The 13,409-nt window shown below is 52.4% G+C and carries 8 protein-coding genes; 4 read left to right on the top strand and 4 right to left on the bottom strand.

Features of this window, described 5'->3' with window-relative positions; all coding sequences use genetic code 11:
- Positions 1 to 380: 380 nt before the first annotated feature.
- The 3 genes from B036_RS0111495 to B036_RS0111485 all read right to left on the bottom strand — a co-directional run bounded on the left by B036_RS0111495 (position 381) and on the right by B036_RS0111485 (position 3,977).
- Positions 381 to 1,781, bottom strand: a complete 1,401-nt coding sequence (locus B036_RS0111495) for an RtcB family protein (protein ID WP_020568869.1) — start codon at positions 1,779 to 1,781, stop codon at positions 381 to 383.
- A 125-nt stretch (positions 1,782 to 1,906) separates the two neighbouring features.
- Entirely contained in the window at positions 1,907 to 3,052 is a 1,146-nt protein-coding gene (locus B036_RS29035; protein ID WP_020568868.1) for a lactonase family protein, read from the bottom strand.
- Between the two features lie 298 nt (positions 3,053 to 3,350).
- Positions 3,351 to 3,977: a MarC family protein gene (locus B036_RS0111485; protein WP_026231897.1), complete on the bottom strand. Its 627-nt coding sequence runs from the start codon at positions 3,975 to 3,977 to the stop codon at positions 3,351 to 3,353.
- Positions 3,978 to 4,314: 337 nt separating this feature from the next.
- Here B036_RS0111485 and B036_RS0111480 point away from each other — a divergent pair, with 337 nt between their 5' ends.
- Positions 4,315 to 8,238, top strand: coding sequence for a P-loop NTPase family protein (locus B036_RS0111480; protein WP_020568866.1), 3,924 nt, complete (start codon positions 4,315 to 4,317; stop codon positions 8,236 to 8,238).
- A gap of 283 nt (positions 8,239 to 8,521) precedes the next feature.
- On the opposite strand, the gene B036_RS0111475 is transcribed toward B036_RS0111480, so the two are convergent.
- Positions 8,522 to 10,717 carry a heavy metal translocating P-type ATPase gene (locus B036_RS0111475; RefSeq protein ID WP_020568865.1) on the bottom strand — a complete coding sequence of 732 codons (2,196 nt, stop codon included), beginning with the start codon at positions 10,715 to 10,717 and terminating at the stop codon, positions 8,522 to 8,524.
- Between the two features lie 152 nt (positions 10,718 to 10,869).
- Here B036_RS0111475 and B036_RS0111470 point away from each other — a divergent pair, with 152 nt between their 5' ends.
- Genes B036_RS0111470 through B036_RS0111460 form a run of 3 tightly spaced genes read left to right on the top strand, consistent with a single transcriptional unit; the run spans position 10,870 to position 13,273 of the window.
- Positions 10,870 to 11,733, top strand: coding sequence for a universal stress protein (locus B036_RS0111470; protein WP_169435057.1), 864 nt, complete (start codon positions 10,870 to 10,872; stop codon positions 11,731 to 11,733).
- 23 nt (positions 11,734 to 11,756) lie between these two features.
- Positions 11,757 to 12,623 (top strand): universal stress protein, encoded by an 867-nt coding sequence (locus B036_RS0111465; protein ID WP_020568863.1) that lies wholly within the window; start codon positions 11,757 to 11,759, stop codon positions 12,621 to 12,623.
- Between the two features lie 44 nt (positions 12,624 to 12,667).
- Positions 12,668 to 13,273 (top strand): hypothetical protein, encoded by a 606-nt coding sequence (locus tag B036_RS0111460; protein WP_020568862.1) that lies wholly within the window; start codon positions 12,668 to 12,670, stop codon positions 13,271 to 13,273.
- The last annotated feature ends 136 nt before the right edge of the window (positions 13,274 to 13,409 follow it).

Here is a 13,409-nt window from a genome sequence, read left to right as displayed (position 1 = left end):
TGTTTAAGAAGGCTAAAATATTATCACTTCGGACTAAGTACGGCCCAAATCATCTGGAGGTGTTTATCCAAAAGTAGATAAACTCATCGCTAAAAATCAATTTTGGGTGAAGATTTTTTAAGTGGTTGAAAAGCTATTCGAAATACAAACTGGTTGTTTCACTCCTTCTGCAACAAAGCATGGAGGTCAGGGAAGTAACCGCTGGATTAATTGATACCCTTTATTTTCGTTGCCGACAACCCTTGCTTTTCAAATCTTTCTTTGCACCTGCGCCCGCGCCTTTCTGTCCGAATCTTGTCCCTTGTAATAAATCATTGGTGAGTGAGTCCGGTCCCCCTTAACTATCAGGTCATTTCCTAGCGGACCGGTACTGCCCGATTCTAAGCCATCCGAACCACCCGAGGAATAAACTCCCCCAGGACTTCCACCAACTCCGCCTGTCCGGCAATGACCTTGCGAATATCTTTATAAGCCGTAGGTGCCTCATCTACCCCACCCCCAATCAGGTGAACATTTCGTTCCTGCAGCAAAGTTTTTAGTGAAGATGGAGTAATTCCGTTCTTCGCATCGGAGCGGGACATATGCCTCCCGGCACCATGGCTGGCGGAATTGAGCGACGCGGGGTTACCCAGTCCACGAACGATGTAACCGGGGTCCGCCATGGAACCGGGAATGATGCCTAATTCTCCTTTTGCTGCGGGGGTGGCCCCTTTGCGGTGTACGATGACCTGCCGGCCATCAGGTAACGTGTCTTTCCAGGCAAAATTATGGTGGTTCTCTACGCGGACGATGGCGCGTTCTCCCAACGACTTACTAATTCGGGCATGGATGTCATCGTGGCAGGCAGAAGCGTAATCTCCGGCCAGCGTCATCGCTGCCCAGTATTCCCGGCCGGCATCGTGGCGCAGATCAAGCCAGGCCAGGCTCTTCAGGGCTTTGGGCAAACGACATTCCTTCATGGCCAGGTCCGTATAATGAAGTGCGAGTTTCGCGCCCATACCCCGGGAACCGGAATGGGAAAGCAGCGCCAGGTAGTTACCTGCCGGGCGGTTGAAAGCGTTATGTTCCGGCAGGGTCACCTTACCGAATTCAACGAAGTGATTTCCGCCTCCGCTGGACCCAAGTTGCTTTGCTGCTTTGCCCAGCAATTCCTTCGCTTTTGGCAAATACGTAAAGGTTTCATCCGCTAATACCGGATGGTCATTAGGCCGATCCTGCGACTGTAGCCCAAAGGCGGTCTGGGTGGTCAGGATGCTGGCTAAACGAGACTGATCGTTGTCGGCCAGTTCTCCTGGAAGGTCAAAGACAGACAGGCACATTCGGCAACCAATGTCTACCCCTACACCGTACGGAATAACGGAGCCCACTGTTGCCAGCACACCACCAATTGGCAGCCCGTAGCCCTGGTGAGCATCTGGCATCAGCGCACCGGCTGCGGCCACCGGCAGCCGCATAGCGTCGTATAATTGCTGGACCGCATTGGGGGCAATGCCTGCATCGCTATCAAAAATCGTGAAGTCACCCGGTGACTTCCTTACTTCAGGTTTGTGGTAGCTAGCCGTAGCGACGGCAGGGGTACCACCCAAAGCCAGTGCCACCCCACCCCATTTCTCATCATCAACGAAGCTGTCCGGATGTGCCAGAAGGTTGCTTAGCGTTGCCATCCGCCATTCTTCAGCTTCTCGCTTGAAGCTGGCGGAAAGAACCGTAATGGCCAGGCCCGCGGCCCGTTTGGGCCACCCGAGCTTCACGAGGTCTTTGGTGCGGAGTTTTTTTGACATGACGGGGAGAGAACGTTGTGGCAACTGGCGGAAGTTGCGGAGATTGGAACCATTAAGGACAATTAGGTATTAAGAGCTGCTTAGCAGCAGAAGAGAAATCCTTAATGGTTATTCCTTCTCTAGCCCTAAAACTCAATACAAACCGGTGTCCCAGTTACAAAGCCCTGTTCCATATAGGTAAGCTGCCCGCTCTTCTCGTTCAGGCTAAAGACCGTAATTGTGCTGCTGTTTTGGTTGGCAGCATAGAGGAAGCGGCCATCAGGGCTCAGGCTGAAATTTCGGGGTGCATCGCCGCGGGTGGACTCATGGCCCTTGGCCGTCAGCAGGCCGGTTTTTTGGTCGACGAGGAAGCCGGCGATGCTATTATGGCCACGGTTAGAACCGTAGAGAAATTTTCCGTTGGGGTGCAGGTGGATATCTGCCGTCGAGTTATTCCCCGTCCAACCCGCGGGAAGAGTGGGAATGGTTTGAAGGATAGTGAACCGGTCCGGCTTTTCATCGTAACCCAGGACGTTTATGGTACTGTTCAGCTCATTGATGACGTAAAGAAATTTCCCGTTACCGGACCAGACCATGTGCCTGGGGCCTGCCTTATCGGCCAGCTTGACGGAGCCCTGTTTGTGTGGTATCAGTTGGCCGTTGGCGGTATCGAGGTAAAATAAATTGATTTGATCGAGGCCGAGGTCGGCGATCGCGACAATCCGGTTATCGGGAGAGAATTGGGCCGAGTGAAGGTGAGAAGACCGACCAGTACTTGATGCATCAAAGCGATCAATGGGCAGCAGAGTCCCGTCTGTCTGCCGGCGATACATTTTCGAAACGCCACCAACGTAATTGGTCGTGATGACGTAATTACCGGTATTGTCAAGTTCGATGTGACAAGGCGCTTTTCCGTCGGTAGGAATTTTGGAAATTTCCTTATAGTTATTTTCAACGTCAAGCACGTGGATAAAGCCCGTCGGTTCATCTTCCCGCGACAGTTCGCTGACGACATAGAGGTAGCGCTCATCGGCAGATTCAACGACAAAGGAGGCATTCGTGATATCGGAAATTTCGCGTTGTTCCAGAATACGGCCGGTACTGACGCGGACATCGATTTCAGTTACACCACTGCCTTTACCGTTTACCCAACCTTCGTCGCGCGTATAGCTGCCAACGTAGGCGGAAACAGTGTCCTGATCTCCATCTTTATCAGTGGGGAGATTTACGGAACAAGTGGGAAAGCTACCAAGGACGAACAGCAGCGCAAATATCAGGCAGGGCGTTTTCATGGCCGTAAGCTACGGGATGTATTGCAATAAGTGAATGGGCGAATAGTGAATGAACGAATGAGTGAATGGCTGCCGCTGTTACCGTTCGCGACGCTGTGCTTGCTCACCATAGCGAACAAGCACAGCGAAGTGAGTGGCATGTGCGGAAGCCATTCCATTATTCCCTCATTCCATTGTTCCATTATTCTCTCATTCACTACTAGGGCGGGGCCGCAGGTGCAAAGAAAGGATCAAGGCATGGTTTACCCGGCCTTCAACTCATCTCATTTCAAGGCCAGAAGCCCCGGAAACAAGCCTGCTAGATCATACTTCTGACCAAGCTCACCACACCAGCAATCAACATTTCGATACCGATAGCCATGACGAGGAAGCCCATGATCCGGCTGAGGGCGGCAAGGCCGCCCCGGCCAAGCAGGCGGAACAAATTTGGTGCGAAGTGCAGGACCAGCCAGATCAACCCCGCCATCACGGCAATAACGCCAATGATGAGTCCACGGCTAACCCACTCACTTTGCTGTGCAAACAGGCTGATGAGCAGAGAAATACTACCCGGACCAGAAAGCATTGGCATCGCCATGGGCGTGAAGCTGATGTCATCAGCTTCCTGGGCCTCTTCTTCGATTTCATGGCTGATGCGCCGCTCTTCGAACTTGCTGTTCAGTAGTCCATAGCCACTATTCACGATGATGAGGCCTCCGGCAATGCGGAGGGCGTTCAGGCTGATGCCGAAAAATTCCAGAATAAAGGTGCCGGCGAAGAAGAATACCACCAGGATAAGCAGAAACCACATGGCAGTTTTACGCGCCATCAACTCCCTGACCTTTGCCGTCATGTCCGACGTAAGGGTGAGATAAATGGGCACTGCGCCGAGGGGGTTAACGACTGAAAAAAGGGAGCCAAGGGTGGCTAGAAAGAAGGTTAGCAATAGATTCGTATTTGGCTGATTAAATCTGTTTGCTTTTACAGACTAAGCAGTAGGCGAAAAGGCACCAACGTTTCGTTGGAGGGCAAAGTTTAATGCGAAGGTAAGTGCATTGCTTGGTTATCCTTTCTTTGCATCCTGCGGCCGCGCCCTGATTAGTCTTGTAGTAGATAGTTCAGTAGTCTCGTAGTGCTGCCGCTGTAACCACTCAATTCGCTTCGCTCTTTCGCCAGGGTGAGTAAGCGCAGCGAAGCGAACGGTTCTGCGGTAGCTTATTCAATTATTCACCCATTCAATTATTCTCCTGAAAATAGTAGCTTTGTCCAACACCCAACATCCTATGTCCACCTTAATAGAACAGTTTAAATTTCAGCTTCTTTCCGATCATTTTGAAGCCGACCCGCACCTTGAAGTAAGGAACCTGCCCATCCGTGAAATTCACTTGTTGCACGGCGAAGCGGCGGACGATGATATTGTGGTCGTTGAATACGAAAACAGTCCGGCGCTGAGCTTCTACAATACCCGGGGCAGATTGATTGACGTCGACCATTACCTGCCGGATCATTATCCGGAACTCGACCGGGAGAGTACCGACAGCGTAATGAAAAATCTACGCGGAAGCTCAACGCTTGAAATGAATAACCCGGATAAATTCCGGGAAATTATCGACGAAGTTTACGAAGCGGGCGGAAAGAGCCTCTCAGCAGGATTACGAAAGAAATTTGGGCTTGAAACTACCAAAGCGGATGAACGACGATTCAAAGCACAGTATAATTTCAGGGGCAATTCTGAGGATTTCAAAAGTATCATCGTTGGCGAATTCCAGCATTTTAAAGACTTCCTGAACGGCTACCTTGGCACCAAGTTGCAGGGAAGTAATGGCTACGTTCACCTTACCCCGATTGGGAACATCATCATTACGACCCTGAATAAGCGCAGTGGTATGGCGGTGCTGATCGAAACGAGGGATACTGAAGGAATACTGCTACCAACATCGCGGTGGCTCATTACCAGGACAAACAACCCCAAACAGCTCGAGCAAGCACTGGTTTTCCGGAGTAAGGACATCCAGGATTTCTTTACCGCAGATGGCTACGAGACCACCTTCAACACCGATCGTTACCAGCTGACGCACAGTGACGGATTGCTTGAGATCGACAGTCTGCTCGACAATACGAACAACCTTCTGAAGGTCGACCTCTACCAGAATTGCTACCACCTGTTGGCCGGTGACCCAAACCTGATCGTTGCCCTAATTTCCAGTAATGAAGTAACCATCATCAATACCCATCGGTCTGTAGTTCCGGGAAAATGGTCACAAACCATCAAGCTGACCAAGTCTGCTAATCTGGTCAGGGCCGATGAAAACCTCGCTACCCTCTTCGCCCAGGGAAGCGACGGCATCATTACCGTTTACGACATCACACAGCCTGAAGTTGCAGAGATCGCTGAACTGGGTAAGTTCGCTCCGGGCTTCCAACTTGACGCTATGGGTAGCGTGGTAGGCCGGGAGTCAATGAAGAAAACCCTGGTGAAGGTTCGAACCAACGCTCCCGACCTGGAATTACCGGAAGACGAGGCCAATTTTGCCACCGCCTTCAAAAACTTATCTCAGTTCTTTAAGGGGGAAAGCCTTTTTACCAAAACCAATTATGCACGCCCGATAGCCGATGCTTTACCGGAAAAAGCAGACCAACTTCCCTCCGCAGTAGAAGTGGCCCGGTACGATTTCGAAACCAATATCGAACACCTGCTGGCGGACGCCGGGCAGGATTATGAAAGGTTGCTGGACGTTCGGGAAAAAATTGCGATTGCCCGCACCAATATTGGAGAAGAGCTGACACAGGTGGCGGAGCGGGAGGGAATACTTTTAGTTGGCCGACGGCTGCAGAGCACCATCAATAACATCGTCCGGCCCGTAGAGCGGCGGGTCCGCGGCCTGGTAGAAACCACCAGAGCACAGCAGCTCATCGAAAAAGCGCGCGGCTACCGCGCCGCGATGGACAGCATCGAAGATCCAGCGGCCTACCGCGACATCATCAATGGCATCAGGGCAGCCTCCGACGAGTTGGACGGCATGACGACGGGTGAGGGCGTAGCGGAAGTCATCACCGAATTCCGGATCATCCAACGGGAGATGAACGCCGCTTTTTCCGAGCAGATCGCCAAAGATGGCAACAGCCTGCAGGAGTTCATCACCCGTGAAATTGAGCAAATAGAGTTGGCCATTACCAACACCCACGAATTTCGCCAACTGGAGAATCTGCTGGCCACCCACCCCGCCTCGGTAGAGTTGATGAGCTTGCTGAAGCAGCCCTTCGTGTTGCAGAGCATCGCCAGTGAGCAGCGCCTGTCACCTGCCGGCATCCAGAACAGACTGCATAAGGCGGTGAACCTGCGACGTTCCATCCTCAAGCAGGAACAGGATCGTAAAAATGCCGAGGTCAACGCTGCCAAACTACAGCTGGCACAGATGGTGCAGGAGAGTATCGATTTCTTCGTAGGCAACCATTCGGGGAGCTTTTCGGATTTGGAACTTGCCAAGACAGCTGCCTATCAGGACATTCTGAAGGACACGGGGCGGATCGAAACCCAGTTCAACGACGTCAGGTTGGCGCGGGAACTGCGCCAGCGACTCGAACGCCGTATCCTGGAACGCAACCGGGAGGACATGGAGCGGATGGTCGCCTTTGAAGGAAAGTACGCCTTCATCCAGAATGACCCGGACCTGTTTGTTGACCTGGAGTCCAGCTTACAAACCTTTCCCAAGTGGGACCTGGAGGTCATCGAAAAGAAGGGCCAGCCGGATATTTACGCCGCTACGTTTATTCGCAACACGGACAAAGAGGTTTACCTCCCCACCACTACGGACAACCTTCGCAGCGGCCGAGCCTTCGAGATCAGCGGGAGCCAACAGCAGGACTTCTTTGCGGCTTATGATTACTACGTTGCCCAAGAGAACAGCTATGAGCTTTGTAACGCGCTGTGGGAGATGGCCAATGGCCTGAAGCAAGCCGCCGACTTTCCGCAGTTCAAACCTGAACTGCTGAAGGAGCTGCTGCCGGAGGGCGAAGCCAGTAAAAAAGGCCTGCGCTGTGTATTGGAAAAGAAATACCGGGAGGACCTGGAGCGGAAGCGGTCGCGAAATGTCCCGGTTATTACGCCAGAGTTTATTGATGAGACCCCCTACTTTCAGGAGAAGCTCCGGGAGTTTATCATTAAGGCTAAGCTACAGCTAACTACGGGTGCGGGAATCATTCTGCTGTCCGGGCCGCCAAGTACGGGAAAGAGTGCCTTTCTCAAGTTTGTCGCCGCCGTCATGAACCGGGAGTACTTCGAGCACGCCTCGGATAAATGGCAGACTAAGAACAGTCTGGTAACGGCCATAAAATTCGGAGAAAACGGCCCCTACACCACTCCTGCGGGCTTTACCAAAGCCATCACTACACCAAATAGCCTGATCAATATCGAAGAGATCAAGGAGTGGCCAGAGGCCCTGCGGAAATCGCTGAACCCCTTCTTTGCGGGGAGTGACGTGTTCCTGGCACCCGACGGTACGGCCTACAAGATCGGCGACAATATCCTGCTCTGCGCCGCCGCCAACCTTGGGGCCATCTACCGCCAGGATGACGAGCCCTTTACGGCAGATTTCTGGTCACGCATTGAAGTGGTGGAATACGACTATGCGCCCCACGCCATCGAACGTACTTACTACGACGATCTGCACGCCCCCCGCAAGAATAACCTACTGACGATGCGGGATCTGGCGCGGAACTACTTTGGCTACCGGGAACTGAGCGAAGACCCCAAAACCAGGGCCAGAGAGCTGGCCAGGAAGTTCCTGGACTTCCTGCTCTTGCCCAAGGCAGACGAGAAGGTTAAGCGGGACAACCTCCGTCACCAGATCGACGCCTTTTTTCGGGGCGAAGCTTCTCCGGAGACCATCTTTGGCCCGGAGGAAGCCGCCAAAGTTGCCCTGCGTCGCCTGCGGGATTTCCAGGGATACTCCCCCGCCAACTTCTTTGACCTTTACGACCACTTCGTCAATAACCAGCCGCTGCGCGGCGCCCGCTTAGCCAAGCTGCAGACGACGGACGTCCAGCAGTATGAGCACCTCCGGGTGATGGTGCTGGCACTGCATGCTTTGGAGGGGTGCCTGCGGCACCTGCGGGAGCAGTTCTACTCCAGCGCCGGGCAGACGGAGATTGAGGGAACTAACCGGGAGTTTATCGGGGCGGTTTATTTGTTGGGGCTGGTGGGGTGATCTCACCATTAAAGGCATTGAGGGAAAGAGTTCTAAGCGGTAATTCGAGTGCCGACATGACTGGGGCGGGGCCGCAGGTGCAAGGGAAAGATTGATGGCAAGCTATGCTCCTCCAAAACCTTCTTAGCACCTGCGACCGCGCCCTAAAAGTGAAGGAGAGAATAATTGAGTAGCTGCCGCAAGCTCCACTCACTTCGCTTTGCTCGTTCGCCTTTAGTGAGCAAGCGCAGCGCAGAGAACGGTAACAGCGGTAGCCTATTCTCTCCTTCCATTATTCGATTATTCACTTTTGCTCATACCGCAGCAACCGCAAAGCATTAAGTACGACCACCAGCGTGGAGCCTTCGTGCCCGACAACGGCGGGACCGATAGCAACGGCGCCAACGATGGTCAACGGCACCAGAATCGCCACCATCCCAAGGCTGATGATTAAGTTTTGCTTGATGATCTGTTTGGCCTTACGGCTCAGTCCAATGGCAAAAGGCAGATTATCCAATTTATCAGCCATCAGAGCGATGTCGGCCGTCTCCAGCGCTACGTCTGAGCCAGCCGCTCCCATGGCGATGCCAACGGTACTTCGCGCCATTGCCGGTGCATCATTGACGCCATCTCCGACCATGGCTACGTTTCCCACCTCCAGCTTAAGTCGTTCGATGGCCTTTACCTTTTCTTCGGGCAGTAAGCTTCCCAACGGGTCTGTAATACCGATGCTTTCGGCGATGGCATTGGCGACCTTCTGGTTGTCGCCCGTAAGCATAATCATGCGCTTAATGCCCATCTTTTTCAGCGCTGCCAGTGTGGCTATAGCCTCCGGGCGGGCAACGTCCATGACCGAAATTATGCCAAGGTATTTATCTCCCTGGTGGATGATCATGGCGGTATGGCCTCCGGTTTCGAGTTGACTCATTTCGCGGTCGATCTCAGCGGGGACTTTTTCCCCGGTCAGCTCTTCGAATAGTCTGCGGTTACCGACGTGTACGGTGGTTCCTCGCCAGTCAGCGCGAATGCCCCGCGCAGTTAATGCCTGAAGGTTCCCCGCCGGGGTGATGTCCGTCCGTCCCAATTCCTTCTCTCCTCCCGCTACGATCGCGGCAGCTAAAGGGTGGTCGCTCAAGCCCTCCACCGCAACGGCGACCTCGAGCAGGTGGGCTTTGGTCGTGTCTCCGAAAGGAATGGCGTTGGTAAGCGTTGGCTTGCCTTCGGTCAGCGTGCCCGTTTTATCAAAAGCAATGGCCTGGAGTCCTCCCAGATCTTCCAGCGGGCGCCCACCTTTGATCAGCACGCCCTGCCGGGCGGCGCGGGCGATGCCCGCCAATACAGCACTCGGCGTCGAAATGGCCAGCGCACAGGGGGACGCTGCGATCAATACGGACATGGCCCGATAGAAGCTTTGCTTGAAGGTCTCATCGATCACCAGAAAAGCCCCCAGAAGCAACAGTACGACCAGTAGAACTATGGGGACGTAGTATTTTTCAAAATTATCCGCCAGATGCTGAGTAGGCGATTTCTGCGTTTCAGCCTCCTTCACCAACGTGATCAAACGTGCCAGGGTACTGTCTTTTGATTTTTTCAGCACTTTCACTTCCAGGACCCCGCTTCCATTGATGGTGCCCGCGAAGACCCGGTGTTCGGCAGATAGTTTACTGACTTCTTCCTGCAGGCGCCACTCTTTGTGGGCGCGTTTGTCTACCGGCACACTTTCACCGGTTATGGGTGCCTGATTAACGGCGGAATTCCCCATGACCACTACCCCATCGGCAGCAATTATGGAATTTGGTTTTACCACAATGATGTCGCCCAAGTCGAGTTGTTGGACGGGAACCTCGACGACCTCTCCATTTCTTTTGACCAATGCCACTGGAGGCGTCAAGTCTGATAGTGCGGCGATAGATTTCCGGGCACGCTTCATGGCATAATGTTCCAAAGCGTGTCCCAGGCTGAATAAAAACAGCAAAAGGGCACCTTCTCCCCATTTCCCTAAGGCGCCTGCTCCTACGGCGGCAAAAAGCATGAGGAAATCAATCTCAAACTTCCCGCGTAAGATGTCTTGTCCGGCAGTAATGAAGGTGAAAAAACCGCCAAAGAAACCACCGATGATGTACAAGATCATCGGAATGTTCGGCGGAATACCGGAAATGAAACCCGATACCACCCCAGCAACCCAGAATACACCACTGGTGATGGCAAAATAGAGCTCGGTGTTCTCCCCGAGAAACCTGAGATAAGCCGGAATATGCTCATGATCGTGGTACTCAGTTTCTTCGTCTTTCGATTTCGTATGAAGGATCTCAACACCAGACTTTTCAACGTCCTTTAAAACAGCCGACTTATTGGTTTTTTCGGCATCCCACTTCAGTTGTAAGGTGCCGGCTGAAGCGGAAACGGAAACGATTCCCGGCCTTCTACTAAGAATTTGCTCGACCCTCCTGGCTTCACGGGGAGTTCGAATTCTCTTTATCTCAACCTGTAGATCATTCATACTTAACCGATGGCTTTTAACGCCTACCTCCCCACAAAGATAACGGTCAATAGTCTTTAGCTCCGTAGACTAGAATCACTATTCTCCATGATTTCCATCACTGCTTTTTAAAGCTTTCTTACTGAATTTTAAGGAAACAAATCATGGGTACCATGTATAAAATAATTGTTCCAACAGATTTTTCCAGTACTTCGGCTGATGCCTTGCGATATGGTTGCTACCTGGCCGACGTTACCGGTTATGACCTTGAAGTAGTTCACGTACACGACGGTTACGACGGCGACGAGGCCTTTGTAGTCAAGAAAGGAAGTGCCAGGATCCGGGCACGGGTCAGGGAGCGCCTCGAAAAATTCGTCAGCCTTCATGCGGATCAAATGACCTTTACGGGAATACACGCCGACGACGAAACGCTGCCCTTCATCAAGTGCAGAGAAGTAGTAGGCACGGCCATTGGTCAGGTGTTGAAGCTCAGTAAACGAGAGGATACCGCGCTGGTCGTTATGGGAGGCGTCGGTTCAGGCATTCCAAGCCGGGTAACGCCGGTTTTCGGTAGCGTTGCCAAAGGGGTCGCTATGGGCGCGGAGTGTCCGCTGCTACTGATTCCCCAGAATTCGGGCGTCCCTAATATAACGCATGCAGCCATTGCTTTTGATGAAGTGAATACACTGGTTGAATTAAGTGATAAATCCAAATTCCTGCGAAAAGCACTTGCTCCGGCAATGCACTTCACGCACGTCGCGTATCGGGACGACCTGAGTGAAGAGATGATGGAGTTAGAGCTTTTCCGCAAAATGGTCAAGAATAACTTCCCTGATTATGCCGTTGACTTCGATCTGTTACCCGAGGGAGACGTTGCGAACGTGCTGATCGACTATTCGCTGGAACAAAAAGTTGATTTACTAATCCTGGGCCGGCATAAACGAGGATTCCTGATGAACCTGCTGGTACGGTCCGAAATCCCCGACATTATTGGGTCCTGTGGTATCCCCATGCTAATCATACCATTAACTGAATAATAATTAGAACAACAACCATAAGCATGAAAAACATACTAGTACCAGTAGACTTTTCCGACACTTCTGCCACGGCACTACGCTTCGGGACCTACCTGGCTGAAGTAATGGACCTGGACCTCCGGGTCGTCCACGTATTTGACGCCAAATTCAGTTTTGCCCAAACAGTTTCAACCGGAGCATTGCGGAAAGAAAAAGAAAGGCTGGAGAACGAGTTGGCGCTTTTCGTCCAACGTCACACCCATCCAGTCCTGGCAACGTTCCAGGGCAACCTGGAAACGCTACCGTCCATAAATAGGCAGGTATTTGAAGGTTTTCCCGCTCCCGTAATCCGCGAATTAAGTGAAGAAGAGGATACCGAATTAGTAGTAATGGGTGGCGTGGGTTCAGGTAAACGGGAGAACCCACCGGGGCTTTTTGGTGGAGTTGCCAGTGCCGTTATCCTTCAGGGTAGTTGTCCGACAATTTTACTTCCTCCGGGCTACGGCTATCCATCAGTTTTAAGTATGGCCATAGCCTTTGGGGACGCCGGGGAAATCGAGCACATGAGCACGATCGTCCGGCGAATCATTAAGGTCTTACGGCCTGAGGTGAGGTTCGTTCATGTGGCAGGAGGCGAAGCATCACCCGAATGGGATAACGACGACAGGTTTTTAGACCTGGCGTTGGGGCCCGGTTTTCCAAGTTATACTTTTGGCTACGACGCTTTGCCTCCCGGGCCCGTTCCCCGTCGATTGCTCGACTATGCACAGAAAAAAGAAATCGGGATGTTGGTACTCGGACACCAGGTCAGGAACCTGTGGGACGGTCTCTTTACAAGAAGTAATGTGAAGCCGATCATGAAAGCCTGCGAAGTCCCCTTACTAATTGTACCGCTACCTCCAAATCGCTGAATCCAACGGCCCAAAACCGGGCTGATAGAAAAGCCTTAACCGCCATGAAACTTAGAAAAAGCACCAAGTTTGGTCTCGTCCTAATTGCTATGTTTACCGCATTCAGTTTTTGGTACCTCGGCACCTACTCTATGGGAGTGATAACCCCTTACGAAGTAAACGAACCTTCGTCGGAAAAGCATTTGCTGATCGTAACCCAGCAAAGTGCCTATAAAGACAGCCTCACGGCTGGAATTGTGAGGGCATTTCGAGATAAGCCAGTGTACATTAACGTGATTGACCTTACGACTGCCGCAACCTACCAGGCAGAAAGGGAGGTGGACGCCTGCATCCTGCTGCACACCTGGGAGATTGGGCGTCCGCCCGGCATGGTTCATGCCTTCAGGGATTCGCTTGGGGGTAAGGTCCCCCTACTCGCCATTACTACATCAGGCTCCGGGAGCGCAATACTGGACGATGAGGTTGATGGGATCAGTTCCGCTTCGGAGCTATTCAACACTGAGCTCGACATCAAGCGTGCAGTAATTTGGTTGAACTATGCCCTTGGTTTCGCGCCATTAGACTATAGTGACGAGCCAGAGTTACCGGGTAAAACTCATTTGGGCAGTACCCTGGCAGAAGAGCGCATCGGGGCTTCAGAGGGCAATTAACGGGTAAATACTTTGCGCTTTCATCTCTGCTTTGCATCCTGCGTCCGCGCCCTGATGATATGCCTCTTGAATTAAATAATGGGAGCGCTGACGATTACGGTGACGGGTGTGGCGCGGCCGCAGGTACCAGGAATAA

The sequence above is a fragment of the Neolewinella persica DSM 23188 genome (assembly GCF_000373105.1).
Classification (GTDB): Bacteria; Bacteroidota; Bacteroidia; order Chitinophagales; family Saprospiraceae; genus Neolewinella; species Neolewinella persica.
This window is presented reverse-complemented; position numbering and strand designations above follow the sequence as displayed.

Excerpts from the sequence above, each read along its gene's own strand:
- B036_RS0111495 (WP_020568869.1), bottom strand. The coding sequence starts at position 1,781 with ATGTCAAAAAAACTCCGCACCAAAGACCTCGTGAAGCTCGGGTGGCCC.
- B036_RS29035 (WP_020568868.1), bottom strand. The coding sequence starts at position 3,052 with ATGAAAACGCCCTGCCTGATATTTGCGCTGCTGTTCGTCCTTGGTAGC.
- B036_RS0111480 (WP_020568866.1), top strand. The coding sequence starts at position 4,315 with ATGTCCACCTTAATAGAACAGTTTAAATTTCAGCTTCTTTCCGATCAT.
- B036_RS0111475 (WP_020568865.1), bottom strand. The coding sequence starts at position 10,717 with ATGAATGATCTACAGGTTGAGATAAAGAGAATTCGAACTCCCCGTGAA.
- B036_RS0111470 (WP_169435057.1), top strand. The coding sequence starts at position 10,870 with ATGTATAAAATAATTGTTCCAACAGATTTTTCCAGTACTTCGGCTGAT.
- B036_RS0111465 (WP_020568863.1), top strand. The coding sequence starts at position 11,757 with ATGAAAAACATACTAGTACCAGTAGACTTTTCCGACACTTCTGCCACG.
- B036_RS0111460 (WP_020568862.1), top strand. The coding sequence starts at position 12,668 with ATGAAACTTAGAAAAAGCACCAAGTTTGGTCTCGTCCTAATTGCTATG.